The 26,730-nt window shown below is 73.4% G+C and carries 26 protein-coding genes and 1 riboswitch; of the genes, 8 read left to right on the top strand and 18 right to left on the bottom strand.

The genetic code is table 11. From position 1 onward, the window contains the following. Positions 1–20: 20 nt before the first annotated feature. On the bottom strand, positions 21–1,355 hold the full coding sequence (locus tag ACFVQZ_RS09320; protein ID WP_030492439.1) for an aminotransferase class I/II-fold pyridoxal phosphate-dependent enzyme: 1,335 nt from the start codon (positions 1,353–1,355) through the stop codon (positions 21–23). 49 nt (positions 1,356–1,404) lie between these two features. On the opposite strand from ACFVQZ_RS09320, the gene ACFVQZ_RS09325 reads away from it, so the two are divergent. Both ACFVQZ_RS09325 and ACFVQZ_RS09330 read left to right on the top strand, forming a co-directional pair. Further along, positions 1,405–2,124, top strand: a complete 720-nt coding sequence (locus ACFVQZ_RS09325; RefSeq protein WP_383620770.1) for a pyridoxamine 5'-phosphate oxidase family protein — start codon at positions 1,405–1,407, stop codon at positions 2,122–2,124. 10 nt (positions 2,125–2,134) lie between these two features. After that, entirely contained in the window at positions 2,135–2,782 is a 648-nt protein-coding gene (locus ACFVQZ_RS09330) for an FMN-binding negative transcriptional regulator (RefSeq protein ID WP_030492441.1), read from the top strand. Between the two features lie 42 nt (positions 2,783–2,824). Here the strand turns inward: ACFVQZ_RS09330 and ACFVQZ_RS09335 are convergent, their stop codons facing one another. The 3 genes from ACFVQZ_RS09335 to ACFVQZ_RS09345 form a co-directional block, all read right to left on the bottom strand. Beyond that, positions 2,825–3,835: an EamA family transporter gene (locus ACFVQZ_RS09335; RefSeq protein ID WP_036413395.1), complete on the bottom strand. Its 1,011-nt coding sequence runs from the start codon at positions 3,833–3,835 to the stop codon at positions 2,825–2,827. Positions 3,836–4,028: 193 nt separating this feature from the next. After that, on the bottom strand, positions 4,029–5,033 hold the full coding sequence (locus tag ACFVQZ_RS09340; RefSeq protein ID WP_030492443.1) for an EamA family transporter: 1,005 nt from the start codon (positions 5,031–5,033) through the stop codon (positions 4,029–4,031). A gap of 91 nt (positions 5,034–5,124) precedes the next feature. Continuing rightward, a complete protein-coding gene (locus ACFVQZ_RS09345) occupies positions 5,125–5,763 on the bottom strand; it encodes a Clp protease N-terminal domain-containing protein (protein WP_383620772.1) in 639 nt (212 codons plus the stop codon). Between the two features lie 196 nt (positions 5,764–5,959). Between ACFVQZ_RS09345 and ACFVQZ_RS09350 the strand changes: the two genes are divergently transcribed. Both ACFVQZ_RS09350 and ACFVQZ_RS09355 read left to right on the top strand, forming a co-directional pair. Beyond that, positions 5,960–6,181 carry a hypothetical protein gene (locus tag ACFVQZ_RS09350; RefSeq protein WP_030492445.1) on the top strand — a complete coding sequence of 74 codons (222 nt, stop codon included), beginning with the start codon at positions 5,960–5,962 and terminating at the stop codon, positions 6,179–6,181. Between the two features lie 70 nt (positions 6,182–6,251). Next, the gene (locus tag ACFVQZ_RS09355) at positions 6,252–6,680 is read left to right on the top strand and encodes an SRPBCC family protein (protein WP_030492446.1); all 429 of its coding nucleotides are present in this window, start codon (positions 6,252–6,254) and stop codon (positions 6,678–6,680) included. Positions 6,681–6,742: 62 nt separating this feature from the next. Here ACFVQZ_RS09355 and ACFVQZ_RS09360 read toward each other — a convergent pair whose 3' ends face one another. Then, positions 6,743–7,381: a PadR family transcriptional regulator gene (locus ACFVQZ_RS09360; RefSeq protein WP_383620775.1), complete on the bottom strand. Its 639-nt coding sequence runs from the start codon at positions 7,379–7,381 to the stop codon at positions 6,743–6,745. Positions 7,382–7,554: 173 nt separating this feature from the next. Here ACFVQZ_RS09360 and ACFVQZ_RS09365 point away from each other — a divergent pair, with 173 nt between their 5' ends. Further along, complete coding sequence (locus ACFVQZ_RS09365; protein ID WP_383620776.1) at positions 7,555–8,364, top strand: PhzF family phenazine biosynthesis protein; 810 nt, start codon at positions 7,555–7,557, stop codon at positions 8,362–8,364. 85 nt (positions 8,365–8,449) lie between these two features. On the opposite strand, the gene ACFVQZ_RS09370 is transcribed toward ACFVQZ_RS09365, so the two are convergent. Then, positions 8,450–9,250 (bottom strand): CPBP family intramembrane glutamic endopeptidase, encoded by an 801-nt coding sequence (locus ACFVQZ_RS09370; protein ID WP_383620778.1) that lies wholly within the window; start codon positions 9,248–9,250, stop codon positions 8,450–8,452. A 162-nt stretch (positions 9,251–9,412) separates the two neighbouring features. Then, entirely contained in the window at positions 9,413–10,918 is a 1,506-nt protein-coding gene (locus ACFVQZ_RS09375) for a glutamate-cysteine ligase family protein (protein WP_383620780.1), read from the bottom strand. A 507-nt stretch (positions 10,919–11,425) separates the two neighbouring features. On the opposite strand from ACFVQZ_RS09375, the gene ACFVQZ_RS09380 reads away from it, so the two are divergent. Both ACFVQZ_RS09380 and ACFVQZ_RS09385 read left to right on the top strand, forming a co-directional pair. Then, positions 11,426–12,016, top strand: a complete 591-nt coding sequence (locus ACFVQZ_RS09380; RefSeq protein WP_030492451.1) for a hypothetical protein — start codon at positions 11,426–11,428, stop codon at positions 12,014–12,016. A 326-nt stretch (positions 12,017–12,342) separates the two neighbouring features. After that, a complete protein-coding gene (locus ACFVQZ_RS09385; RefSeq protein ID WP_030492452.1) occupies positions 12,343–12,549 on the top strand; it encodes a DUF5999 family protein in 207 nt (68 codons plus the stop codon). Positions 12,550–12,620: 71 nt separating this feature from the next. Here ACFVQZ_RS09385 and gcvP read toward each other — a convergent pair whose 3' ends face one another. Then, positions 12,621–15,506 (bottom strand): aminomethyl-transferring glycine dehydrogenase, encoded by a 2,886-nt coding sequence (gcvP, locus tag ACFVQZ_RS09390; RefSeq protein WP_383620783.1) that lies wholly within the window; start codon positions 15,504–15,506, stop codon positions 12,621–12,623. Between the two features lie 179 nt (positions 15,507–15,685). After that, positions 15,686–15,785: riboswitch (glycine riboswitch) on the bottom strand. A gap of 113 nt (positions 15,786–15,898) precedes the next feature. Here gcvP and ACFVQZ_RS09395 point away from each other — a divergent pair. Next, positions 15,899–16,270: a PRC-barrel domain-containing protein gene (locus ACFVQZ_RS09395; RefSeq protein WP_030492454.1), complete on the top strand. Its 372-nt coding sequence runs from the start codon at positions 15,899–15,901 to the stop codon at positions 16,268–16,270. A 30-nt stretch (positions 16,271–16,300) separates the two neighbouring features. On the opposite strand, the gene ACFVQZ_RS09400 is transcribed toward ACFVQZ_RS09395, so the two are convergent. The 10 genes from ACFVQZ_RS09400 to ACFVQZ_RS09445 all read right to left on the bottom strand — a co-directional run bounded on the left by ACFVQZ_RS09400 (position 16,301) and on the right by ACFVQZ_RS09445 (position 26,545). Further along, positions 16,301–17,758, bottom strand: coding sequence for a DNA polymerase IV (locus tag ACFVQZ_RS09400; protein WP_383620785.1), 1,458 nt, complete (start codon positions 17,756–17,758; stop codon positions 16,301–16,303). A gap of 73 nt (positions 17,759–17,831) precedes the next feature. Continuing rightward, the gene (locus ACFVQZ_RS09405; protein WP_321192342.1) at positions 17,832–18,449 is read right to left on the bottom strand and encodes a MerR family transcriptional regulator; all 618 of its coding nucleotides are present in this window, start codon (positions 18,447–18,449) and stop codon (positions 17,832–17,834) included. 222 nt (positions 18,450–18,671) lie between these two features. Then, positions 18,672–19,139 carry a bifunctional nuclease family protein gene (locus ACFVQZ_RS09410; RefSeq protein WP_030492457.1) on the bottom strand — a complete coding sequence of 156 codons (468 nt, stop codon included), beginning with the start codon at positions 19,137–19,139 and terminating at the stop codon, positions 18,672–18,674. A gap of 90 nt (positions 19,140–19,229) precedes the next feature. Continuing rightward, positions 19,230–19,988: a MerR family transcriptional regulator gene (locus ACFVQZ_RS09415; RefSeq protein WP_030492458.1), complete on the bottom strand. Its 759-nt coding sequence runs from the start codon at positions 19,986–19,988 to the stop codon at positions 19,230–19,232. A gap of 40 nt (positions 19,989–20,028) precedes the next feature. Then, positions 20,029–20,964, bottom strand: coding sequence for an FHA domain-containing protein (locus ACFVQZ_RS09420; protein WP_081958857.1), 936 nt, complete (start codon positions 20,962–20,964; stop codon positions 20,029–20,031). A gap of 81 nt (positions 20,965–21,045) precedes the next feature. Further along, entirely contained in the window at positions 21,046–21,960 is a 915-nt protein-coding gene (locus ACFVQZ_RS09425) for a DUF881 domain-containing protein (protein WP_383620786.1), read from the bottom strand. Positions 21,961–21,965: 5 nt separating this feature from the next. Beyond that, a complete protein-coding gene (locus tag ACFVQZ_RS09430; protein ID WP_030492461.1) occupies positions 21,966–22,298 on the bottom strand; it encodes a small basic family protein in 333 nt (110 codons plus the stop codon). Next, positions 22,295–23,224 (bottom strand): DUF881 domain-containing protein, encoded by a 930-nt coding sequence (locus ACFVQZ_RS09435; RefSeq protein ID WP_383620788.1) that lies wholly within the window; start codon positions 23,222–23,224, stop codon positions 22,295–22,297. Before ACFVQZ_RS09435 ends, ACFVQZ_RS09430 begins: the two co-directional genes overlap by 4 nt. 100 nt (positions 23,225–23,324) lie before the next feature. After that, on the bottom strand, positions 23,325–25,820 hold the full coding sequence (locus tag ACFVQZ_RS09440) for a mannose-1-phosphate guanyltransferase (protein ID WP_030492463.1): 2,496 nt from the start codon (positions 25,818–25,820) through the stop codon (positions 23,325–23,327). Positions 25,821–25,936: 116 nt separating this feature from the next. Next, positions 25,937–26,545, bottom strand: a complete 609-nt coding sequence (locus ACFVQZ_RS09445; RefSeq protein WP_030492464.1) for a CDP-alcohol phosphatidyltransferase family protein — start codon at positions 26,543–26,545, stop codon at positions 25,937–25,939. Positions 26,546–26,730 lie beyond the last annotated feature (185 nt).

Here is a 26,730-nt window from a genome sequence, read left to right on the forward strand (position 1 = left end):
GCCCGGGCCCGGTCGCCGCCTCAGCCGTAGCTGCGGGCGGGGGCCGGGCCCGCCGCGGCGGCGACGGCGTCGGCGAGGGGGCCGATGTCGCCGGGCGAGAGCGTGGAGACCGTGAGGCGGACGGCGGGCCCGGCGGCGATCCGGAAGCGGGCGCCGGGGGCGACCGCCCAGCCCGCGCCGAGCAGCCGCGTGACGGCTCCGGTCTCGTCGGCGACCGGCACCCACACGTTCATGCCGCTGCGGCCGTGCGCCGGGACGCCGCGCCGGGCCAGCTCCCGGACCAGGGCGTCCCGCCGCTCCCCGTACGCGTCGGCGACCGTCTCCGGGTCGACAGCGCCGGTCTCCCACAGGTGGACGACGGCCTGCTGGAGCAGCCGGCTGACCCAGCCGGGGCCGAGGCGCTGCCGGCCGAGGACGCGGTCGACGGTCTCGTGGTCGCCGGTGAACGCGGCGATCCGCAGGTCCGGCCCGTACGCCTTGGCGACCGAGCGGACGAACGCCCAGCGGGCGGTGGTCCCGGCGAGCGGGCGCAGCCGCCGGGTGACGATGCCGTGGCCGTGGTCGTCCTCGACCAGCAGCACGCCGGAGTGCGCGTCCAGCACCCGCCGCAGCTCGGCGGCGCGGGCGGGTCCGACGCAGGCGCCGGTGGGGTTCTGGGCGCGGTCGGTGATGATCACCGCGCGGGCGCCGTCGCGGACGATCGCCCGCTCGACGTCGGCGGCGAGCGGCCCGTCGTCGTCGACGGAGACGGGCACGGGCCGGAGTCCGAGGGCGGGGACGAGGTCGAGGAGGCTGCCCCAGCCGGGGTCCTCGACGGCGACGGCGTCGCCGGGCCGGAGGTGGACGGCGAGGACCCGTTCGATGGCGTCGAGGGAGCCGGAGGCCACGCCGACCGGACCGTCCGCGACGCCGTCGGCGTCGAACGCGGCGCGGGCGAGCCGGGCGAAGTCCGGGTCGACGGGCGCCTCGCCGTAGAGCCCGGGCCGCTCCGCGTACCGCCGCGCCGCCTCGGCGAGGGCCGGCCCGAGCGGCGGCAGCAGGGCCGGGTCGGGGTTGCCGCCGCTGAGGTCCCGGACGCCGGGGGGCGCCTCGACGCGCAGCGAGCCGCGCGCGGTGGTGGCGGGCCGCGGGCGCACCCGGCTGCCGCGCCGCCCGTCGGTCTCGATGACGCCGCGCTCGCGCAGGGTCCGGTAGGCGGCGGCGACGGTGTTCGGGTTGACGCCCAGGGCGGCGGCGAGCTCCCGCAGCGGTGGCAGCGCCTGGCCGGGCTCCAGCGCGCCCGTACCCACCCCGCGCTCGACGCTGGCGGCGATCTCCGATGCGCGACGGCCTTCGATCCGATACTCTCCTAGCACAAACCAGATTATGCACTAGTGCAATAGGAATCGCAAAGGGGCCGCCGCCATGAGCACCACGACCACCACCCCGGACCGTCCCACCGCCCCGGAGTACACCCCCACCGACCGGACCGTGCCCACCCGCGCCCGGCAGCGCGCCTCGTACGACCGGGCGCTCGTCCACGCGATCCTGGACGAGGGGTACGTGTGCCACCTCGGCTTCATACGGGACGGCGCGCCCGTCGTGCTGCCCACCCTGTACGGCCGGGTCGGCGAGCGGCTGTACGTGCACGGCTCCACCGGCTCCCGCCCGCTGCGCATGGCCGGCTCCCGCGCGGCGGGCGCCGGTTCCGGCGAGGCCGAGGCCCCCGGCCTGCCCGTCTGCCTCACCGTCACCCACGTCGACGGCCTGGTCCTGGCCCGCTCCGCCTTCCACCACTCGCTCAACTACCGCTCGGTCGTCGTCCACGGCACCGCCCACCAGGTCACCGACCCCGACGAGCTGCGCACCGCCCTCGACGCGCTCGTCGACCACGTCGTCCCCGGCCGCTCCGCCGACTCCCGGCCCGCGAACGCCAAGGAACTGGCCGCCACCGCCGTCCTCCGGCTCGACCTGGACGAGGTGTCGGCGAAGGCCCGCGACGCCGGACCGAACGACGACGCCGAGGACCTGGCCCTGCCGCACTGGGCCGGCGTCGTGCCGGTCGCCCCGCGCACCGGCGCACCGGTCCCGTCGGCGGACCTGGACCCGTCGATCGCCCTGCCCGCCTACCTGACCGCGCTCTGAGGGGGCCGGCATGCTCATCCACCCCTGGGACGCCGCCACCGACGACACCGAGTGGCGCGACTGGCTCGCCCGCCACGACTTCGGCCAGCTCGCCGTCAACGGCCTGCCCGGCGACCCGCCCTGGGTGCAGCCCGCACACTTCCGGTACGAGGCGGAGCCGGGCCCGTACGGCCGCGTCCTCCTCCACCTCGCCCGCCCCAACCCCTTGTGGCGCGCCCTGGAGGCCGACCCGCGGGTGCTGCTCAGTGTGGTCGACGACTACGTGTACGCCCCCGGCCACTGGACGGCGCCCGACGGCGCGCCCACCGAGCACGGCACGCCCACGTCGTACTACGCGGCGGTGCAACTGCGCTGCACCGCGCGCGTGGTGGACGACCCGGCGGAGAAGGCGGAGCTGCTGAACCGGCAGGTCGCCCACTTCCAGCCGGAGGGCGGCACCGCCCCCGTCGCCCCCGGCGCGGCCCCCTTCGGGCGGATGCTCCCGGGCCTGCGGGGCCTGGTCCTGGAGGTGACGGAGGTGCGCGCGAAGTTCAAGTACGCCGGCAACAAGCCCGCCGCGACGCAGGAGCGGATCGCCGGCCGGCTGGCCGAGCGGGCCGGCCCGGGCGACCTCGCCGCCCGGGCCCACCAGCTCCGCCGCCTGGCCGCCGGCTCCTGACGCCCGCACGGGCGCCCGGGACCGGCCCGCGGCCCTTCGCCGCTACACGGTCGCGGGCGCCGCGTCCCGGCGCCGCTCCGCCGCCGTCCGCGCCTCCGCGAGGGCGAGGCCGGTGACGGCCGCGAGCAGCAGCACCGTGCCGAGCACCGTCGTCGCCGTCAGCTCCTCGCCGAGCAGGGTGACGGCGAGGAGCGCGGCGCTGACCGGCTCCAGGAGCATGATCACGGACACCGTCGCGGCCCGGACGACCGCCGCCCCCGCGAAGTACAGGGCGTAGGCGAGGGCCGTGGGGATCGCCGCCACGTACAGCAGCAGGAGCAGCAGCCGGACCACGTCCTCGGTGTGCGGCAGCAGTCCCTCGGCGACCGCCAGGGGCAGCACGACGAGCGCGGAGACCCCGAAGGTCCACGCGGTGCTGGCGAGCGAGCCGGCCGCGCCGCCGCCGGTGCGGCCGAGCCACCGGGTGAGCAGGGTCAGCGCGGCGAACCCGGCCGCCGAGAGCACCGCGTAGCCGACGCCCGCGAGCCGGACCTCGGCTCCCCCGCCGCCCAGGACGAGCACGGCGAGTCCGGCGAGCGCGCCGGTGACCGCGGCGAGACCGCCGAGGCCCAGCCGCTCGCCCATGGTGACGCGGGCGCCGACCGCGATGAGGACGGGGCCGGCGCCGAGGGTGACGACGGTGCCGACGGCGAGCCCGGTGGCCTCGACGGCGGCGAAGTAGGCCGTCTGGAAGACGGCGAGCCCGCACCCGGTGCCGACGATCCGGACCAGCCGGGTCCGGCGGCTCTCCACGACGGCGCCCGCGGCGGCGACGGCCGCGCGCGCCGGCCGGCGGCGCAGCAGGCGCAGCGCCGGGACGGCGAGCAGCAGGAGGAGCCCGCCGGCGCAGCGCCAGAAGGAGAGGGCCAGCGGCCCCATGTCGCTGTTGCGGAAGACGAGGGAGCCGGCGGCGCCGGCGGTGCCCCAGGCGATGCCGGCGACGACGAGGTAGACGAGGCTGCGCCCGACGGGCAGGGACGGTTCCGTGGCAGGGAAGGTCTGCGTGTTCGACACGTGGTCTCTCCGTGAGGACGGTCCGTGCGGGACGGACCGGGTGAAGGATGGTCGCTCGGCCGCGCGCGCGGGCGGCGACGGACCGCCCGGGGGCGTGGATCGCCCGCCCGGGCCCGGTCGTCGTCCTCGGAGAGGGTGCCGCGCGCGCTAGGCGGCGGGCGGCGGAAGCACGGTCTGCTGCATGAGCGGCACCCTACGGGGTGGTCCGACCGCCCGACAACTCACCCTCGCGCCCGGCGCTCCCGGCCCCGTCCGGGCCGTCCGACCCGGCGACCGGCGCGTCCGCAGGCGCCTTCGGCGCGGCCGACTGGGCGATGAGGGCACCGACGAGGACGAGCGCGCCGCCGAGGAGCTGCGGGGCCTCCAGGTGCTCGCCGAGCAGCACCCAGGCGAGGACGGTCGCGACGACCGCCTCCAGGCAGGCGACGACTCCGGCGACCTGCGGCGACAGCCGGCGCACCGAGACGACGCCGGTGACGTACGCGAGGACGGTGGCGATCAGGATGATCCAGCCGAGCAGCAGCCAGGCGGGGACGGAGGTGCCGTCGAGGTCGGCCGACCCGGCCAGGACGCCGGTGTCCATGCCCCACGGGCGGGCGACGACGGTGAGCACGAGGGCGCCGATGAGCAGTCCGTACGCGATGACGCCGAGCGGGTCGGCCGGTTCGGCCTCGTCGGCGCCCTGGTCGGAGAGGACGAAGTAGCCGACCTGGCAGCAGGCGGCGGCGAGCGCCAGGAGCAGTCCGAGGAGGTCGAAGCTCAGGCCGGACCAGACCTGGACGACGCAGGCGAGGCCGCCGACGGCGAGGACGACGCCGAGCGCCGCGGCGCGGGTGACCGGCCGCCGCTGGACGAAGCGGACCCAGCCGAGGACGAGCGCCGGGGCGAGGTACTCGATGAGGAGGGCGACGCCGACCGGGATCCGCGAGATCGAGGCGAAGTAGAAGGCCTGGACGCCGGCGACGGCGAGCAGGCCGAAGCCCAGGAGCAGGCCGGGCTTGCGGCGCAGCAGGTCCCGGTGGCGCCAGGCCACGGGCAGCATGACGAGCGCGGCGCCGGCGACCCGGAGCCAGACGACGTGGAGCGGATCGAGGCCCGCCTCGATCAGCGGCTTGGCCGCCACTCCCGAACCACCGAATGCGAAGGCCGAGGCCAGGGCGAGTCCCAGGCCGGCGCTTCTCCCCTGAGACGCGTGCATCGGGCCATCATGACAGGACCCGGTCAGGCGTGTAACCCCCGTCGCACCTGTTGAGACGGCGCCGCCGGGAAGCCCGCCACCGGGCCGGAGGTCAGCGCTCCGGATCCCCCGGGAACGACCCGGCCGACAGCCCCTCGCCGCCCGCGCGACCGCCACCAGGGAGGCCGCCGCCCGGGAGCCCGGCGCCGTCCGGCGCGCGCAGGGCGGCGAGCGCGACGGCGCGGGCGCCGAGCGCGGGCGGGTCGATCCGGGCGTGCCGCAGCACCTCTCCGGCGCGGCTGCCGGGGTCGGCGGCGAGCCCGGCCAGCAGGTCGAGCCCGGTCGGCTGCTCCTCGCCGCGGGCCGCGGCGCGCCGCAGGGCCTCCTCCAGGGCGGCCGCCGCGGCCGGCGACCAGCGGGAGGTGCGGCGCCGCGTCCCTTCCCCGGCCCGGACGGCGGGCAGCGCCGACGGGGCACCGCCGCCCTCGCCGGACCGCTGCCAGCGGAGCCCGTATCCGATCGACCGCTGGACCAGGTAGCCGAGGACCCGGGCGACGTGCTGCTCGCCGTCGAAGGCGGCGCGGGTCTCGGGGTCGGACTCCACGAGGGCGTGCAGCAGGTGGGCCGTGTCCACCTGGCGGTCGCCGTCCCGCAGGGCCCGGCGGCGGGCGGCCCCGAGCACGGTGGCGAGGAGCGGCGCGTGCCAGGCGGCCGGGGGCGGGGTGGGGCGCGACGGGACGGGAGGGTGCACGCTCCCACCTCACCAGCCGCGCCCGCGCGGGTCATCACACGGGAGAACCATGTGCGCGTCCCACCGGAGTCGTGCACACGCGCGCGACTCCTCCTCCTCGGGGAGGAGATCCGGACGATTCGCCGGCGCGGAGCGCGCGCCGCCTTGCCTTCCGCCCGGAACGCAACCACGGGCCGCCGCCGGGCGTCTTCAGGGTGTGTTCTGGATGGTGGGCCTGGCCGCGCGTGACGGCCGGCAGTTCGTGTACCGGGTGTACGCACCCCGGGAGGCGCTGCCGGGCGATCTCTTCTGGGCGGCGTTCCACCGGCACGAGGAGGACGGCGGCCCGCGCGTGTCGGACGCCTTCGACGCGGCCGAGATCTGGTGGATCGGGGGTACGGGTCCGGCCGCCGCAGAACTGACGGTTCATCAGTATTGAATGTTCACGCCCCTCCGGCTACGTTCCGCGACACCAGAACCCAGCGGGCTCGCGTGAAGGGGTGGTCGTCATGGCCGAGGTCAGCGCGGAGGCACGGATCGAGGCACCGGCCGGGAGGGTGTGGGAGCGCCTCACCGACTTCGGCTCGTACGGGGAGTGGAACGCCACCCACACCAGCTTCCCGGGCGGCGGCCCGGAGACCCTGGCGGCCGGAGCCACCTTCACCGAGAACATGAAGCTCATGGGGTTCCCCGCCGAGGTGCTGTGGACGGTGGAGGAGCTGGAGGACGGCCGGACCCTCGCCATCCGCGGCAAGGGCCCGATGGGCGTGATCGTCGGCACCCGCTACTCGCTCGCGGACGAGGGCGGGGCGACGACCGTCCGCATCGACGGCGAGTTCACCGGCGCGGCGGTCTCGCTGATGGCCGGGAAGCTGAAGGACTCGGCGACGGCGGCGCTGAACGAGTCGCTGCGCAAGCTCTCCGGCCTCGTCGCCTGACGACGCGGAGGGGCCCCGGCGACATGCTGCCGCCGGGGCCCCTCGTGCCGTCCGTCGCCGGCTCAGTGCTCGTCGGCGAGGATGAGGTACAGCTTCTTCCGGGCCTCGTTGATGACCGCGACGGCCTTCTGCCGCTGCTCGGCGCTGCCGGTCTTCCAGACCTGCCCGAACGCCTCCATCAGACCGAAACCGGCCTGGCGGACCTCGTTCATCGCCTCCCAGTCGACGCCGCGGCCGGCCTCCTCCCAGGGCGCCTCGGCCCCGGCCTCGGCCTCCGCGCGCCCGGACGCGGTGAGCGAGAAGAGCTTCTTGCCGCCCTCGCTCGCGCTGGCGATCAGCCCCTCGTCCTCGAGCAGCTGGAGGGTCGGGTACACCGAGCCGGGGCTGGGCTTCCAGGCCCCGCCACTGCGCTCGCCGATCTCCTGGATCATCTCGTAACCGTGCATCGGGCGGTCCTTGAGCAGCGCGAGGATCGAGGCGCGCACGTCACCGCGCCGCGCCCTCCCCCGGCCGCCGCCCCGCCCGCGCCCGAACGGGCCGCCGAAGCCGGGCCCACCGCCGAAACCGGGCCCGAAGGGCCCGAAGGCGGCACGCCGTCCCTCGAATTCGCCTCGCGGTCCGGGCCCGCGGTGTCCGCGGCCGGCGCCGTGACCGAATCCGGGTCCGCAGTCGTGTCCGTGGTCGTGTCCATGCGTACGCATCGCCACGCTCCTTCCGTGAGAGATTCCATCGCTGAACTGTCGCGATGCTTCAACGATATATCGGAACAGTTCGGTGAGCAACCCACCGACTGTCCGCGGCGCGGCGGAGACCAGGCCACGTCCCCCGAATCGGCCTTGGTCCGCCCGCGCCCGCCCCCGGTACGGTCCCGACCATGCGCATCCGAATCGTCGACGCCTTCACCGACCGGCCCTTCTCCGGCAACCCCGCCGGAGTCCTCCTCCTCGACTCCTTCCCGGACGACTCCTGGCTCCGGCAGGTCGCCGCCGAGGTCAACCTCTCCGAGACCGCGTTCGCGCACCCGCTGCCCCCGGGCGGCGAGGCCGACTGGGCGCTGCGCTGGTTCACCCCGACCACCGAGGTCGACGCGTGCGGGCACGCCACCCTCGCCACCGCCCACGTCCTGCGCACCACGGGCGCGGCGACCGGCCCGGTCCGCTTCGCCACCCGCTCGGGCGTCCTCGGCGTCACCGGCGAGGACGACGGCTCGCTCACCATGGACTTCCCGACCTCGTCGCTCACCCCGGTGCCGGTCCCGGACGGCCTGGCGGACGCGCTCGGCGCCGAGGTCGTCGCCGTCCACGACACCTCCGCCCACCTCGGCGACCTCGTGGTCGAACTGCGCGACGAGGCCACCGTCCGCGGCCTCGCCCCCGACCTCGCCGCGCTCACCGCGCGCTCCACCCGCGGCATCATCGCGACCGCGCTCGCCGCCGACCCGGCGAGCGGCTACGACTTCGTCTCCCGCGGTTTCTTCCCCGCCGTCGGCATCGCCGAGGACCCCGTCACCGGCAGCGCCCACACCGCGCTCGCGCCGTACTGGTCGGCCCGCCTCGGCCGCGACGAGCTCACCGGCTTCCAGGGCGGCGCCCGCACCGGCCTGGTCCGCACCCGGCTGCGCGGCGACCGCACCCTGCTGACCGGCCGCGCGGTGACCGTCATCGACGGCGAACTGCACGTCTGACCCGGCCCGCACCCCCACCGGTACGACGAAGGGGCGTACGGCATCCCCGCCGTGCGCCCCTCCGCTCGCTCCCGCCCGCCGCCGCTCACACGGTCGGCAGCCAGTCCACCTTCCCGGCCAGCAGCCCGTAGCCGACGAACGCCACGATGTCGAGCAGCGCGTGCGCGACCACCAGCGGCCCCACCCGTCCCCACCGCCGGTACAGCAGCACGAAGACCACGCCCATCACCACGTTGCCGAGGAAGCCGCCGATGCCCTGGTAGAGGTGGTACGAGCCGCGCAGCACCGAGCTCGCCGCCAGCGCGGCCATCGGCGACCAGCCCAACTGCCCCAGCCGGCGCAGCAGATAGCCGACGACGATGACCTCCTCCAGGACGGAGTTCTGGATCGCCGACAGGATCAGGACGGGGTACTTCCACCACACCTCGGGCAGCGACTCGGGCACCACCGTCAGGTTGAAGCCCGAGGCCCGCGCCACGAGGTAGAAGGCGAGGCCGGCGCTGCCGATGCCGGCGGCCACCAGCGCCCCGCGCCCGAGGTCCGGCCACGGCCGGGTCCGGTCGAAGCCGATGGCCCGCAGCCCGGAGCCCTCGCGCAGCAGCAGATGGGCCACGAGCACCACCGGCACCAGGGCCGTGGCGATCCCGAAGAGCTGCCAGGTCAGGTCCAGCCAGGGGCGCCCGGGGGCGTACGACCCGTTGAGCGTCGCCGCCTGCTCCTTGAGCGCGCCGGGCCGGGTCAGCGAGCCGACGAAGCTGATCAGCGAGGAGACCGCGCTCGCGCCGAGCGAGAGCGCGAGCACGATGAGCGTCTCGGAGCGCAGCACCCGCCGCGGGAGACCGCCCGGCGGCGGGGCCGCGTCCACGACCCGTTGTTCCGACACCACGCCCGTCTCCCGTTCCCGTCGCGACCGTCCCGGGAGCCTGCCTCGGTCCCCGGTACGACGATCATGCGCGACGGCGGGCCGGGAACGCCATCCCGGGCCCCGGCGGTCGCCCGCTCACGCGCCCCCGGCGCCCACCGGCCAGGTGCACTGGCGGCCCCTCCCTCACGCGCCCTCGGCGCCCACCGGCCAGGCGTGCACCGGCTCCCCCGCCAGCATCAGTTCCCGGTAGCGCCGGGTCGTCGCCGCCAGCGCCGCCTCCCGGTCGAGACCGGAGTCCAGGGCCCGGTGGAAGGTGTCGGCCTGCCAGGACGCGCCGTTCACCCGGCGCCGGCACCGCTGCTCGATGACGCCCAGGTAGAAGTCCCGGTCGGCCGGGTCGACGTGCCAGGCGTCGAGCCCCGCGGCGGCCAGCGGCAGCAGCTCGTCGAGGACGAGGCGTACGGCGGGCTGGGTGGCGATCCCGCCCGCGCGGCCCGGCCGGGGCCAGCGCAGCTCGGCCTCGATGCCGTACCGGCAGGCGGCGTCGAAATTGGCCTCGGCGTCCTCGAAGGCCATCCGCCTCCAGAGCGGGCGCGGGTCGTCGGCGAGGGCGCGGACGAGTCCGTAGTAGAAGGCGGCGTTGGCGAGGACGTCGGTGACGGTGGGGCCGGCGGGCAGCACCCGGTTCTCCACCCGCAGGTGCGGGACGCCGTCGACCCAGCCGTAGACCGGCCGGTTCCAGCGGTAGACCGTGCCGTTGTGCAGGACCAGCTCCTTGAGCTGCGGCACTCCGCCCTCGTCGAGGACGCGCAGCGGGTCCTCGTCGTCGCAGAGCGGCAGCAGCGCGGGGAAGTAGCGCACGTTCTCCTCGAAGAGGTCGTACACCGAGTCCACCCACCGCTCCCCGAACCAGGTGCGCGGCCGGACCCCCTGGGACTGCAGCTCGGGCGGGCGGGTGTCGGTCGCCTGCGTGAAGAGCGGCGGACGGGACTCGCGCCACACCTCGCGGCCGAAGACGAAAGGCGAGTTGGCGCCCAGGGCTATTTGCACGCCGGCGACGGCCTGGGCGGCGTTCCAGACGGCGGCGAAGCGGGCCGGCGTCACCTGGAGGTGCAGCTGGACCGAGGTGCAGGCGGCCTCCGCGATGATCGACTCGGAGGTGTGCCGGAGCCGTTCGACGCCCTGGATGTCGAGGACGATCTGTTCCCCGCGGGCGGTGAGGATCTGGTCGTTGAGGAGGGCGTAGCGGTCGGCGCCGGAAAGGTTCTCGAAGACGAGCTCGCGCTGGGAGAGGGTCGGCAGAATGCCGATCATGACGACTCCGGCGTCGGCTTCCGCCGCCTTGCGGTCGGCATATCCCAGTCCGGTTCTGAGCTCTTCCGCGAGCCGGTCGAAAACGTGGCCGCCGAGCCGGCGCGGGGCGATGTTCACTTCCAGATTGAACATTCCGAGTTCGGTCTGGAAATCGGTGCTGGCGATCTTTTCGAGGACGGCGTCGTTGAGCATCCGCGGGAGTCCGTCGGGACCGGCGAGATTCAGTTCGATCTCCACGCCCATGAGGTTCCGGGGACGGTCGAACCGCTGCTCCGCGAGGAGCCGGGCGAGCCCTGCCAGACACTGCTGGAGCTTGCGCCGGTAGCGCTGTCGGTCGGCCGGGCCGAACCCGTCCGTCGCGACCTTCTCCCCCATCGAGGCGTCCCTCCCGCGCGGGCGGCCCCGGGCGGGCCGCGCGTACGGACGATGATGCCCACGCCACTGATCGACAACGCCTGCGTTTCCGGCCGCTCCGCGGATAGTCTGGTACGAACCTGTCGGCGCGTGCCGTTCCGCTCCCGGAAACGGTCGGCGACATATACCTATGTCATATGAGTCCGCCGGCCCGGTCGACGGCCTCTCGGAATTCCGGCGTCCGGCTTGCCCGGGGAATGCGAGGACGGACATCCTGTCGTCGCTCCGATTCCGCTCGACGGACCACCGGATACGGCCTGTTGACGCCTTGTCAGGAATATCCGTGCCATCCGGCGGAAACACTCTCTGAACACGTGTCGTATAAACTCCGCGGACGAGGCTGAGTGCCGGCGACGGCCATGACGCATGGCCCCCCGCTCCGCCCCCGCCGCCGACAGCGCCGTCGCACCCGGTCCCGCAGTGCGCACCCGTATCCCCGTGTCTCCTGAGCGAGAGGCGACCCACACGATGCTCCGACCCACCCCGGCCCCCGCACCGGCCCTCCGCAGTGTCCTCGCGGCACTCGGCTCGCCCACGGCCGTCAGCGCGGCCCGCACGCCCGCCCTGCGGGCCGCGACGGGACCGCTGACTCCCGAACTCCCGCTGCCCGTCCACGTGCTGAGGCTCTCCGGCGCGCCGGGGCAGACCCCCGGCACCCGGCTCGTCGGCTGGCGCTTCCTGATCCGCGGCGGGGACCATGCGATCGCGGCGGCGGACACCATGCTCACCCCGGACGGCTGGTCCTTCTCGCACTTCTTCGAGGGGCCGTACGTCACCGCCACCGAGCGGGCCCTGGCCCAGGCGGAGGCGCTGCCGGGCACGTACGAGCCGCGGCTGCTGTCGGTGCCGGAGCTCTACATGCTGACGCTCTGGCTGCGCGCCGAGCCGGAGGCGGACGGCGGTGACCCGGCCGCGGAGTCCGCGGACGTGCTGGTGCCGCTCGCCCCCGCGCCGCCCGGGATCGCCGCCCACCGCCCGTACCCGGTGGCCGACCTGCTGCCGGTGCTCAGTACGCGCCTCGCGCCGCCGCCGCTCCTCGGCTCTGCGGCGCCCGCCTGATCCGCTCCGCGCGGCGCCCCGTGACCCGCCCGGGTCACGGGGCGCACTGCTGTCCGCACCCCGCGTCCGAACGCCGCCGCCGAACACCCCTCCCGTACGGACTAGCCCGCTCGGGCCACCCCGAACCACCCGAAAAGGCGGGGGTGTTGACCTGAACCGCCCCTGCGGGTGATGCGTCTTCCCAGGAGCGGACGAGCTGAGGCGAAATACCTGCGGAAGGCCGTCCGTGCGGCAAGACTGGACCGGAACCGAACCGACCGACGGGGGCGGCCATGAGCGCGAAGAGCCGCAGGACAACCACCACGACGCAGCGAAAGAACCCACCCATGTGCCAGCACCAGCCTGCCTGTCCCACCGCCGACTCCGCCGACCGTGAGGCCGCCCGCCCGGTGGCGTGCCATCCGGAGCAGGGGTGGAGCCTGCTGTGCAACGGGGTCCTGCTCTTCGAGGACACCGGCGAACTGCTGCCGGACGGGCAGATCATCGCTCCGCACCGGCCGCTGACGACGGGCCGGGTGACGACGGCGGCCTGAACCGGGGCCGCGCAGCGCCGAGGGCCGGCCCGGAGAAGACACTCCGGACCGGCCCTCTGTCATGCCGTCGCTCAGTGGTCGTACTCGTCCAGCGGCGGGCAGGAGCAGACCAGGTTCCGGTCGCCGAAGGCGCCGTCGATGCGGCGGACCGGCGGCCAGTACTTGTCGGCCTTGGACACGCCGGCCGGGAAGACGGCCGTGTCGCGGTCGTAGGCGTGGTCCCACTCGCCGCCGAGCGCCGCCGCGGTGTGCGGGGCGTTGCGCAGCGGGTTGTCCTCGGCGGGCCACTCGCCGGAGGCGACCTTCTCGATCTCGGCGCGGATCGCGATCATCGTGTCGCAGAAGCGGTCCAGCTCGGCCAGGTCCTCGGACTCGGTCGGCTCGATCATCAGCGTGCCGGCGACCGGGAAGGACATGGTCGGGGCGTGGAAGCCGTAGTCGATCAGGCGCTTGGCGATGTCGTCGACGGTGACGCCGGTCGCCTTGGTCAGCGGGCGCAGGTCGACGATGCACTCGTGGGCGACGAGCCCGGCCGGGCCGGTGTAGAGCACCGGGTAGTGCGGCTCCAGGCGCTTGGCGATGTAGTTCGCCGCGAGGACGGCGACCTGGGTGGCGTGCTTGAGGCCCTCGCCGCCCATCAGGCGGACGTACGACCAGGAGATCGGCAGGATGCCGGCGGAGCCCCACGGGGCGGCCGAGATCGGGCCGACGCCGGTCTCCGGGCCCGCGGTGGGCTGGAGCGGGTGGTTCGGCAGGTACGGGGCGAGGTGCGCGCGCACCGCGACCGGGCCGACGCCGGGGCCGCCGCCGCCGTGCGGGATGCAGAAGGTCTTGTGCAGGTTGAGGTGCGACACGTCGCCGCCGAAGTGGCCCGGCTTGGCGAGGCCGACCAGCGCGTTGAGGTTGGCGCCGTCGACGTACACCTGGCCGCCGGCCTCGTGGACCTCGGCGCAGATGTCGGCGACGTGCTCCTCGAAGACGCCGTGCGTCGACGGGTACGTGATCATGAGCACGGCGAGCTCGTCGCGGTACTGGGCGATCTTGGCGCGCAGGTCCTCGACGTCGACCTCGCCGTCCTCGGCGGTCTTCACGACGACGACCTTCATGCCGGCCATCACCGCGGAGGCGGCGTTGGTGCCGTGCGCGGAGGACGGGATGAGGCACACGGTGCGCTGCTCGTCGCCGTTGGCGCGGTGGTAGGCGCGGACGGCGAGCAGACCGGCCAGCTCGCCCTGCGAGCCGGCGTTGGGCTGGATGGAGACCTTGTCGTAGCCGGTGACCTCGGCCAGGCGCTCCTCCAGCTCGGTGATGAGCGTGGCGTAGCCCTGGGCCTGCTCCATCGGCGCGAAGGGGTGGATCTGGCCGAACTCGGGCCACGTCACCGGCTCCATCTCGGTGGTCGCGTTCAGCTTCATGGTGCAGGAGCCGAGCGGGATCATGCCGCGGTCGAGCGCGTAGTCGCGGTCCGCGAGGCGGCGCAGGTAGCGCAGCATCGAGGTCTCGGAGCGGTGCGCGTGGAAGACCGGGTGGGTGAGGTACGCGTCGGAGCGCAGCAGCGCGGCCGGGAGGGCGTCCTCGGTGGCGGCGTCCAGGGCTTCGACGTCCGCCGTGACGCCGAAGGCGCCCCAGACGGCGGCGAGCTGCTCGCGGCCGGTGGTCTCGTCGCAGGAGGCGGAGACGTGGTCGGCGTCGACGCGGTACAGGTTGACGCCGGCCTCGCGGGCGGCGGCGACGACGGCGTCGGCGCGGCCGGGCACGCGGGCGGTGATCGTGTCGAAGAACGCGCCCTGGGTGAGCTCGACGCCCCCGGCGGTCAGGCCGGCGGCGAGGATCGCGGCGTACCGGTGGGTGCGCTGCGCGATCTGCTTCAGACCGTCCGGACCGTGGTAGACGGCGTACATGCCGGCCATGACGGCGAGGAGCACCTGGGCGGTGCAGATGTTGCTGGTGGCCTTCTCGCGGCGGATGTGCTGCTCGCGGGTCTGGAGGGCGAGACGGTACGCCTTGTTGCCGTCGGCGTCGACGGAGACGCCGACGAGGCGGCCGGGGAGGGAGCGGGCGTGCTTGTCCTGGACGGCCATGTAGCCGGCGTGCGGGCCGCCGAAGCCCATCGGGACGCCGAACCGCTGGGTGGTGCCGACGGCGATGTCGGCGCCGAGCGAGCCGGGCGAGGCGAGCAGGGTGAGCGCGAGCAGGTCGGCGGCGACGGTGACGACCGCGCCGAGCTCGTGGGCGGCGTCGATCAGCGGCTTGATGTCGCGGACCGCGCCGGAGGCGCCGGGGTACTGGAGGAGGACGCCGAAGACGCCGCGCTCGGCGACCTCGGCGGGGATGCCGTCGGACAGGTCCGCGACGACGACCTCGACGCCGGTGGGCTCGGCGCGGGTCTCGATGACGGCGATGGTCTGCGGGAGGGCGTCGGCGTCGACGAGGAAGACGCCGTTCTTCACCTTGCCGACCCGGCGGGAGAGCGCCATGGCCTCGGCGGCGGCGGTGCCCTCGTCGAGGAGGGAGGCGCCGGAGGTCGGCAGACCGGTGAGGTCGGCGACCATCGTCTGGAAGTTGAGCAGCGCCTCCAGGCGGCCCTGCGAGATCTCCGGCTGGTAGGGCGTGTACGCCGTGTACCAGGCCGGGTTCTCCATGACGTTGCGGAGGATGACGGGCGGCGTGAAGGTGCCGTAGTAGCCGAGGCCGATCATCGGGGCGAGGACCTGGTTGCGGCCGGCGAGGGAGCGCAGCTCGGCGAGGACCTCGGCCTCGGTGCGGGCGCCGGGCAGGTCCAGCGCCTCGGCGTTCTTGATGACGTCCGGCACCGCGGCGGCCGTCAGCTCGTCGAGCGAGCCGAACCCGACCTGCGCGAGCATCTTGGCCCGCGCCTCGGCGTCGGGTCCGATGTGCCGCTGCTCGAAGGGAATGCCCTGTTCGAGCTCGGAGAGCGGAGTGCGGTTGGCGGTCATGATGCGGGGGCCTCCTGGTCGTCACGACCTGCGAGGGGCACCACGGCGCGGGTGCCCGGACGGCCTCCCCCTCTGTCATCTCAACCTGAGAGCTTCACCGGCACGCCCGCGGGCACGCCGGCTTTCACCGTCGGTGAGAGCGGGGGCCGTCGGACTCCCGCCCTGCTTTCCAGAGTGACCTCGCCCGCGCGGTACCGGGTGCCTGAGAGATTCCGGGGAGGATTTGCTCCTTCGGCGCCCCCGGAAACCTTCTCCGGAGGACTCTCCCGCACGGTGTCGACAGCCACAGCCAGCCTACCAGCGCGGTTGTCGCCGTCATCGCTCAAGTGGCCGACATCCAGGATGTGCCCTTTCGTAGGGGTGTAGTGCAGTTGCGACCAGTTGGAGGGACCGTGCAGACCGACATCGATCCGCGCAGCCTGATCGGCCGCAAGGCGTTCGACCGGAACGGACACAAGATCGGAACCGTGGACGAGGTGTACCTGGACGACGCGACCGGCGTCCCCGAGTGGGCGGCCGTGCGCACCGGACTGTTCAGCCGGGACGCCTTCGTCCCCCTGGAGCCGAGCGAACTGGCCGACGACGGTCTCCACATCCCCTTCGAGCGCTCCCTCATCAAGGACGCCCCCGACTTCGGCGTGGGCCGTCACCTCTCCCCCGAGCAGGAGCTCCAGCTCTACCGCCATTACCAGCTGACCCTCCCGCCCCCGCCCGCGCAGATCCCGGACTTCGGCCGCCTCGCGGGCCAGGACGACGCCGCGTGACCCCCGCGCCGCCCCGTCGGCGCAGAGTGGTCACTCACCCGTCTGGAGCACCGGGGCGGACGCCTCCGCCCCCGTCACCCCGCCGGGCACCAGCGGCAGCGGGTCCGACGGCTCCAGCTCCGGATCGTCCACGGCGAAGGTCCGCACCCGCCCCGGGGCCGTGGCGCCGGGCTCCTCGAACCGGACCGTGACCCGCCCCAGCCCGCTGCCCTGCACCCAGCCGGCCCCGAGCACCGCGTGCCGCACGTCGTGGCCCGGCGCCCACCGGCGTACCGCGGTCTCGGAGGCGGTCGCCGGCGCGGCGGGCACCACGTCCGCCACATCGGCCGCATCCGCCGCATCCGCCGCACCGGCGACGCCACCGGCTCCGGCCCCCGCCCCGGCCGCAGCGGCCTCGGCCTCCCCCGCCGCCTCCGCCTCGGCCTGGGCGAACAGGTCCTCCTGCGTGTAGTCCGCGAGCCCGCTCACCCCGACCCCCAGCAGCCGCACCCCGCCCGTCGTGTCCACCAGCTCCAGCAGCCGCTCCGCCGCCTCCCGCACCACCAGCGGATCGTCCGTCGGCCCCCGCAGCGTCTCCGACCGGGTCAGCGTCGAGAAGTCGTACCGGCGCACCTTCAGCACGATCGTCCGTCCCGAGTGCCCCGAGCCCCGCAGCCGCGCCACGCACCGCTCCGCCAGCCGCTCCACCTCCAGCCGGATCCGCAGCCGGTCGTGCAGGTCCACGTCGAAGGTGTCCTCCACGGACACCGACTTCGCGTCCCGCTCCGCCACCACGGGCCGGTCGTCGTGCCCCAGCGCCATCCGGTACAGCCCGGCCCCGTGCGACCGCCCCAGGATCCGTACGAGCTCGTCCTCGCCGGCCTCCACGACCTCGGCGACCGTCGTGATCCCGGCCCGCCGCAGATGGTCACCGGTGGCCGGCCCCACTCCGGGGATGATCCGCACCGACCGCGGCGCCAGGAGCGCCCGCTCGGTGCCCGGCTCGATCAGCACGAGACCGTCCGGCTTCGCCTCCTCCGAGGCGATCTTCGCCAGCATCTTCGACCCGGCGAGCCCCACGGACCCGGTCAGCCCGGTCGTCGCCAGGATCTCCGCCCGCAGCCGCTCCCCCACCGCCCGCGCGCTCGCGCTGTCGTCCGCGAGCCCGCCGGCCTCCAGGTCCACGAACGCCTCGTCGAGGCTCAGCGGCTCCACCAGCGGCGACAGCCGCGCCAGCAGCTCCATGACCTGACCGCTGATCGCCCGGTAGAAGGCGAACCGGGGCACCAGGTACGCCGCGTGCGGCGCCAGCCGCCGCGCCTGCGCCATCGGCATCGCCGAGTGCACCCCGAAGCGCCGCGCCTCGTACGACGCGGTCGCGACCACACCGCGCGGCCCGAGCCCGCCGACCACGACCGGCTTCCCGCGCAGGCTCGGCTTCGACGCCTGCTCGGCCGCGGCGAAGAAGGCGTCCATGTCCAGGTGCAGGATCGTGGGGGCGGCTCTCACGTCTCCGATGCTGCCTCACGCCACTGACAATCGCCGGTACGGGCACCCGCCCGCACCGGCCGGAAGGGAACCCTCAGACGGCCCGGTCGCGCCGCCGGCGCGCCAGCTCGTCCTGCGGGTTGTGTCCGACCAGCGTCTCGCCGGTGTCGACGCGCTCCCCGTGCAGCTGCGAGAGCGCCGCCTCGACGTCCTGCCACACGACGCCCACCGCGATCCCGAAGACGCCCTGCCCGCCCTGGAGCAGCGACACGACCTCGTCGGGCGAGGAGCACTCGTAGACCGTCGCCCCGTCGCTCATCAGCGTCATCCGCTCCAGATCGCGGAAGCCGCGGGCCCGCAGGTGCTGCACGGCGGCCCGGATGTTCTGGAGGGCCACGCCCGTGTCGAGGAAACGCTTGACGATCTTCAGGACGACGACGTCCCGGAAGCTGTACAGCCGCTGCGTGCCGGAGCCGTACGCCGGCCGCACGCTCGGCTCGACGAGCCCGGTGCGGGCCCAGTAGTCCAGCTGGCGGTAAGTGATGCCGGCGGCGGCGCACGCCGTCGGACCGCGGTAGCCGATCGTCTCGTCCGCCACCCCGGCGCCCGTCTCCGTGCCGAAGTCGCCCACACTGCCGTGAAGCGGATACGGAACGCTCTCCTCGGACACACGTCCGAGCGAGCTCCCTGCCGTACCGTCCGCGCTGCTCATCACGCCGACCCTCCGTCCTTGACCTGCCCACTCGAAGGTAGGCAGTCACCAGGGGTGCGTCAACGATCGCCACACTCGGCACGCCGAGTGATAATCACCCAGAGTGTGGTTTCACGTACCCGAGTCCGGGGAAAGGCTACTCGAATGCGCCGAGGCCGCTCGCCCCGCCCGGCCATCCGGCCGCGACGATCCCGGCCACCGCGCCCGCCCCGGCGCCCCGGGTCACTGGCTCCCGAAGTCCTCGGGCGAGATCTGGTCGAGGAACTCGCGGAACTTCTCCACCTCGTCCTCCTGCTCGTCGGGGATCGCGATGCCGGCGTCGTCGAGGACACCGTCGCTGCCGAAGATCGGCGAACCGGTCCGCAGGGCCAGGGCTATCGCGTCGGACGGCCGCGCGCTCACCTCCACACCGCTGGCGAAGACCAGCTCGGCGTAGAAGACCCCGTCCCGCAGATCCGTGATGCGGACCTGGGTGAGCTCCTGGCCCACCGCCTCCAGCACGTCCTTGAACAGGTCGTGCGTCAGCGGCCTCGGCGGCGCCATGCCCTGCTGGGCGAAGGCGATCGCGGTCGCCTCGCCGGGTCCGATCCAGATGGGCAGGTACCGGTCGCCTCCCACCTCGCGCAGGAGCACGATCGGCTGGTTGGAGGGCATTTCCACCCGGACACCCACAACGTCGAGCTCGTTCACACAGCAACCCTAGGACGTGCCCGACCGGTTTGGATAGTCGGGCCCCTCCTCAGCACCCCCGCAACCCGCCCGCGGAGGTCCGCCGGAAGGTCACTGGAGGCGGATCCCGAGCGCCGTCTGCACCAGCGCGGCGTGCAGCCGCACCGACAGCTGCGCCAGCTCGGCGGCGGTCTCCTCGGCATGTGCCCTGGTCTGCGGGTTGCGGTGGCGCCGCAGCGGCGCCACGACCTGCTCGATCAGCCCCGCCTCCCGGTCCGCCGACGCCTTCACGGACCGCAGATGCCGGGGCTCCAGACCGAACCGCCCCAGATCGGCGACGATCCGGGCCACGTTCACGCTCTCCGCGTCGTACCCGCCGCCCTCGCACTCCGCGATCAGACCGTACGACTCCCACTCGGCCAGCTCGGCCTCGGTCACCCCGGCCGCCGCCACCAGCTCGGCCCGGCCCAGCCGCATCACGGCCGGCCGCTCACCGGCCGCCTCGTCCGCGGGCCCGTCGAGCAGCCCGTCCAGCAGGTCGCGGCGCCGCCCGGGCGACGGCAGCCGCACGTCCTCGCCCCGGGCGACGGCGTCGAGGTGCTCCCGGATGACCTTCAGCGGAAGATAGTGGTCCCGCTGCATCCGCAGGACGGCGGCGAGCCGCTCCACGTCCTGCGGGCTGAACTTCCGGTACCCGGAGGCCGTACGCCGGGGCTCGACCAGCCCCTCGGCCTCCAGGAAGCGGATCTTGGAGATCGTCACTTCGGGGAACTCGTCCCGCAGCTGGTTCAGCACGGTGCCGATACTCACCAGCCGGTCGCCCGCGGTGGCGGCGCCGGAACCGGCGCCGCCCGTCGGTGTTCGCACCATGGACCTTTCCTGAAGGATCTCCGCCAGGCGTGTGACGCCGTCAGACGCCTCGCTGGCTCGCGTAGAAGACCAGCCGGTACTTGCCGATCTGCACCTCGTCGCCGTTGTTGAGCACCACGTCGGAGTCGATCGGCTCACGGTTGAGGTAGGTGCCGTTGAGGCTGCCCACGTCCGCGACGGTGAAGCTGCCGTCCTGGCGCCGGCGGAACTCCACGTGGCGCCGGGAGACCGTCACGTCGTCCAGGAAGATGTCGCTCTGCGGGTGCCGGCCGGCCGTCGTCAGCTCGCCGTCCAGCAGGAAGCGGCTGCCCGAGTTCGGACCCCGGCGCACCACCAGCAGCGCGGAACCGGGCGGCAGCGCCTCGACGGCCGCCAGGGCCTCGGGCGACAGCGCCGGCATCGCGATCTGACCGGTGGTCTCGGCGTCGTACGCCTCCAGACCCGAGATCGAGATCGTCGACGTGGTCTCGGAGGGACGCTCGGCGGCGACCCCGCCCCGCAGCGGCGAACCGCAGTGGGAGCAGAACCGGCTGTCCGCCGTATTGCGGTGACCGCACCTCGTACACACCGGCATGGACGCGTCCTCCTGCCGCGGCTGCCCCGCGGAGGTCTGGGTCGCGTACGGATCGGGGTTGAACCCTCCACCCGTACTTGAGGTTGATGGTTCACCGAAACCTATGCGCGCGGCACCGGCGGGGTCAACAGCCGACGCGCCCGGCGCGCCCGGAATGTCGCCACCGACCTCGTCACGGAAGAGCGGGCGCTCGCCGCCCTGCTCCTCGCTCTGGGCATGGCGCGGCGCGCGGTGCCTGGCGTTGCCGCCGTCCTCGCGTGCGCTCTTGCCGAACAACTTCGCAAACAACTTCACGGGCGATTCCCCTTGACCGAAACAGACCCGCCCGTGGGGCAGGACGAACCGAGATCCATCACACCTGCCGACCCGGACACCTTCACAACGTCCGCATCCTCCGGACAGTTTCCACCACGCACCACCGTTGTGGTGCGCCGACCCCCCGCAACGCTCGAGCCCATGTCGCGGGACCCCTCGCCCCCTCTCTCACTGGGAGGACGACCGAGCGTAGTCAGGCCGCTTCGCGGGTCGCAAGGCGTCGACGACGATCTTCGCCGACCGCTCCACCGTGGCCGTGGCCTGCTCCTTCTCGAGGGTCTGCACGACTCCTCCGGGGATGTTGAGCGCGGGCTCGAGATCCTCGGGCTTGCCGATGACCTTGAAGACGTACGGAGCGGTCACCTGCGTTCCATCGATCCGCATGTCTTCACCGCCGCCGGTGAAATAGCTGTCCGCGACCACCCGCACCCCGTCGACCTGGATCGCCTCGGCGCCGGCCGCCCGCAGTTCCTGGATGGCGTCGAGCAGCATGTCGGACTCGACCGCGCCGACCGGGTCGGTCACCGTCAGCGTGATGCCCGGCCCCTGGGCGGCCACCGTCCCGGCCAGGATCCCGAGCTGCCGCTCCTTCTCCTGCGTCTGCCGGCGGGCCTCCTCGGCCTGGTCGGAGCTGGACTCCAGCTCGGAGCGCTGCTTCTCCAGCCGCGCCTTCTCGTCCTCCAGCCGCTGCGTCCGGTCGTCGAGCTCGTCGAGGATCCGGACCAGGTCCTCCTGCCGGGCCCCGCGCAGGGCACTGCCCTCGCTGGTCGACGAGACCTGGATGGCGAGGCCGAAGCCGAGACAGGCCAGCAGCAGCGCCACCACGAGCTGGGCCCGCGTCACCCGCGGCGGCCACAGGGCGTCCAGCAGACGCCGCCGCCCGTCCGGCGCGCCCCCGGAACCGGTCCCGGCCTCCGGGGACGCCAGGACGCCCTCGGGAGCGCTCTCACGGCCCTCCGCGGCCCGCGCCTCCGCCGCCTTCGGGTCCGCCGTTGCCTCCGCCGCCTCGGCCGCCGTCGGGGCCTCCGGCGCCTTCGGCTTCTCCTCGCCGCGCTCCGGCCGCTCGTTCGGGTTCACACTCATCGGCCTCACGCCCGGAAGACATGGCGGCGGATCGCGGCCGCGTTGGAGAAGATCCGGATGCCGAGCACGACCACGACACCGGTGGACAGCTGCGCGCCGACGCCGAGCTTGTCGCCGAGGAAGACGATCAGCGCGGCGACGACCACGTTCGAGAGGAAGGAGACGACGAAGACCTTGTCGACGAAGATCCCGTCGAGCATGGCCCGCAGGCCGCCGAAGACCGCGTCGAGGGCGGCGACCACGGCGATCGGGAGGTAGGGCTCGACGACGGCCGGGATCTCGGGCCGGACCAGCAGTCCCGCCACGACTCCGACGATCAGGCCCAGTACGGCGATCACGATGTTGCCTTCCCCTTGTCCGCCGGGGCGCCGCCGGTCGGCGTCGCCGCCCCGGCCCCCCTCGGCTCAGCTGTACGTACGATCAGGCTCGGCGCGGCCGGCAGGCTCAGCTCGCCCTCGGCCGAGATGCTGCTGCGGATCCCGAAGTTCTCCACCAGCGCGTGCAGGTACTGCCCGTCCGCGCTGTCCTGGAAGGCGGTGCTCAGCCGCTGCCCGTCCCCGACGGCGAGGACGGTGTACGGCGGCACCAGCGGCCGGTTGTCGACGAGTATGGCGTCACCGGCGGCCCGGATCGCCGACAGCGACGTCAGCCGCTGCCCGTTGATCGACACGGCCTCCGCGCCCGCCTCCCACAGCCCGTTGACCACCCGCTGCATGTCGCGGTCGCGCACCCGTCCGGTGTCGGAGAAGCCGGCGCTCTCCCGCGGCCCGCCTCCCCCGCTGTCGGACCCCTTGGCGTCGTCGACCACGAGCTTCACGCCCGGACCCCGGACGGGGGTGGCGCCGGAGAGCAGCGCGACCAGTTCCGCCTGGTCGCCGCCGTGCTGGTCGAGCGCCGCCCGCTGCCGGTCGCCGACTTCCGCACGGATCCGCTCGACGTCCTGCTCCAGGTCGTCGGCCGCCCGGTTCTCGTTCTCGATCCGGTCGATGAGCTCCTGCCGCTCCTTGGCCACGACGGGCGCCGACACCCGGGCCTCCGCGGCACCGACGGTCACCACCGCGGCGGCGAGCACCAGCCCGGCCGCGAGGCCGAGCTTGGCCCGCAGCGGCTTCGGCAGCGCACCGCCCTCCGCCGCGCGCCGGGCGGTCGCCTCCGCGTACCCGTCGTCCAGCGCGTGGTCGATGACGTTGTTCAGCAGCGACATCGACGCGTCCGGGCGCGGGGGTGGAGAACCGGTGCTCCGATCGGGGGGCTGCTGCGACATGCCGCACATCGTCGCACGTCGCACGCCGTACCACCGAATGGCCCCGGGAAAAGGCCGGGCGGCTCGCTCCCGCGCCGCCCGGCCCCTCACCGCCGCCGGGTCAGCGACCGGCGCTCTCGACCACCTGCGCCCATTCGTCGAGCAGCGCCTGCGCGGACGTGTCGTCGGGGCCCTCGGCCCACAGATGGGTGACGGCCTCGGCGGGGTCCGGCAGCACCATCACCCACCGCCCGTCGGCCTCCACGACCCGCACGCCGTCCGTGGTGTCGACCGACCTGCTGCCGGCCGCCTCGACGACCCGCCGCATCACGAGCCCCTTCACCGCCCACGGCGTCGCGATGTCCCGCTTGATCACGTGGGCGCGCGGGATGCGGGCGTCGATCTGGCTGAGCGTGAGCTGGGTCCGCGCCACCAGCCCGATGAGCCGCACGAAGGCCGCGGCCCCGTCGAAGACGCTGCTGAACTCGGGCACGATGAACCCGCCGCGCCCGTCGCCGCCGAAGATGGTCGACTCCTGCCGGCCGACCCGGGTCAGGTCGTCGGGCGAGGTGGTCGTCCACTCCACCTGGGTGCCGTGGTACGCGGCCACCTGCTCGGCGATACGGGTCGTGGTCACCGGCAGCGCGACCCGTCCCGACCGCCGCTCGGCCGCCACCAGGTCGAGCATCACCAGCAGCGCCCGGTCGTCCTCGATGATCCGGCCCCGTTCGTCGACGAGCGACAGCCGCTCGCCCACGGGGTCGAACCGCACGCCGAACGCGGCCCGCGCCGACGCCACGATCTCCCCGAGCCGGACGAGCCCGGCCCGCCGCCGCTCGATGGACTCGGTCGGCCGCGACTCGTCGAGTCCCGGGTTGATGGTCAGCGAGTCCACCTGGAGCCGGCCCAGCAGGCTCGGCAGCACGAGCCCCGCGCTGCCGTTGGACGCGTCGACGACCACCTTCAGCCCGGCCTCCGCGATCCCGCTGGTGTCGACGTTCCGCAGCAGCGAGCCGGTGTACGAGTCGAAGACGCTCGACGGGAAGGACAGGTCGCCGATCTCGCCGGGGAAGGCCCGCCGGTACTCCTGGCGCGCGTACACGCGGTCCAGCTTCCGCTGCCGGGCCTGCGACAGGTCCGCGCCCCGCTCGTCGAAGAACATGATGTCGACCGAGTCCGGCACTCCGGGGGAGGTACGCACCATGATCCCGCCGGCGCTGCCCCGCGCGGTCTGCTGCCGGGCCACCGGCAGCGGTACGTTCTCCAGGTCGCGCACGTCGATGGCGCTGGCCTGGAGCGCGGAGATCACGGCCCGTTTGAGGGCGCGGGCGCCACGGGAGTGGTCACGGGCAGTGGTGACGGTGGCGCCCTTCTTCAGCGTCGTCGCGTACGCCCCGGCGAGCCGGACGGCAAGCTCGGGGGTGATCTCGACGTTGAGGATCCCGGACACGCCGCGGGTGCCGAAGAGGTGGGCCTGGCCGCGCGACTCCCAGATCACCGAGGTGTTGACGAAGGCGCCGGCCTCGATGGTCTTGAACGGGTAGACCCGTACGTTGCCCTGCACGATCGACTCCTCGCCGATCATGCACTCGTCACCGATGACGGCCCCGTCCTCGATCCGGGCCGCCCGCATGACGTCGGTGTTCTTGCCGATGACGCAGCCGCGCAGGTTGCTGTGCTGCCCGATGTACACGTTGTCGTGGACGACGGCCTTGTGCAGGAAGGCGCCGCTCTTGACGACCACGTTGGAGCCGACGACGGTGTGCTCGCGGATCTCGGCGCCGGCCTCGACCTTGGCGTAGTCGCCGATGTACAGCGGACCGCGCAGCACCGCGTCGGGGTGCACCTCGGCGCCTTCGGCGACCCACACGCCGGGCGAGATCTCGAAGCCGTCGATGTCGACCTGGACCTTGCCCTCGAGCACGTCGGCCTGTGCCTTGACGTAGCTCTCGTGGGTGCCGACGTCCTCCCAGTAGCCCTCGGCGACGTAGCCGTAGATCGGCTTGCCCTCCTGCATCAGCCGCGGGAAGACGTCACCGGACCAGTCGACCGGCACGTCGGCCTCGACGTAGTCGAACACCTCGGGCTCCATGACGTAGATGCCCGTGTTCACGGTGTCCGAGAAGACCTGGCCCCAGGTCGGCTTCTCCAGGAAGCGCTCGACCTGTCCTTCGTCGTCGACGATGGTGATGCCGAATTCCAGCGGATTCGGCACGCGCGTCAGACAGACCGTGACCATCGCGCCCTTCTCCTTGTGGAACCGGATCAGGTCGGTGAGGTCGAAATCGGTGAGGGCGTCCCCCGAGATCACGAGGAAAGCGTCGTCCTTCAACGCTTCCTCGGCGTTCTTCACACTGCCCGCTGTGCCGAGAGGCTTCTCCTCATTGGCGTACGTGAGCTCCATTCCGAGCTCTTCGCCGTCACCGAAGTAGTTCCGGACGAGAGAGGCGAGGAACTGGACGGTGACGACGGTCTCGTTGAGACCGTGCCTCTTGAGCAGTCGTAGGACGTGCTCCATGATCGGCCGGTTCACCACCGGCAGAAGAGGCTTGGGCATGCTCGAGGTCATGGGGCGAAGGCGGGTTCCTTCGCCACCGGCCATCACGACGGCCTTCATGTCGGAAGCGTCCTCCTTAAGAGACGACGGTCCTGCCGACGAGCCCTGTCCGCTCACTCGCCCCGGGGGCGTCCTCGTTCCTGCCGGCGACGCTGCTCGGCACGGGACGGAAGGGCTCAATCGGCCTCGGTATCCGCCTTCACGAGTCGGCGGACCTGGACCACGTAGAGGATCCCTGCCCACCAATACAGAGTTGTACCCCATCCGGCGAAAGCCCATCCGAAAACTTCAGCGAGTGACGCCAGCCATCCGGTTCCGTCACTGAGAAGCAGCAGCGGGAACGCGTACATGAGGTTGAAAGTCGCAGCTTTTCCGAGGAAGTTCACCTGCGGCGGCGGGTAGCCGTGCCGGCGGAGGATTCCCACCATGACCAGCAGCATGACTTCCCGTGCCAAAAGCACGACGGTCAGCCACAGCGGCAGGATCTCGCGCCAGGTGAGCCCCAGGAGCGTGGACAGGATGTACAGCCGGTCGGCCGCCGGGTCGAGGAGCCTGCCGAGGCTGCTGATCTGGTTCCACTTGCGGGCCAGCTTGCCGTCGAGGTAGTCGCTGACGCCGCTGAGCATCAGCACGAGCAGCGCCCATACATCGCTGTTGGGCCCGCCGAACTCTGGCCGGAGGATGAGCCACAGGAACAGCGGCACGCCGAGAAGACGCGCCATGCTGAGAATGTTGGGGATGGTGAGGACCCGGTCCGTCTGGACCTCGGTCTCCTGGACCTCCACCCGGGGGCCTCCTGCTGGGACGGTGCTGACGTTGACCCCTGACCTTACCTCCCGCCCACGCCGCCCCCGCCCACCGGGTCCCGTCCCGTGAACGCAGAAAAGCCCCGCACCAGAAGGTGCGGGGCTTTCCCACAATGATTGTTCGGCGGCGTCCTACTCTCCCACAGGGTCCCCCCTGCAGTACC

It is taken from the genome of Streptomyces sp. NPDC057854 (assembly GCF_042797055.1).
Classification (GTDB): domain Bacteria; phylum Actinomycetota; class Actinomycetes; order Streptomycetales; family Streptomycetaceae; genus Streptomyces.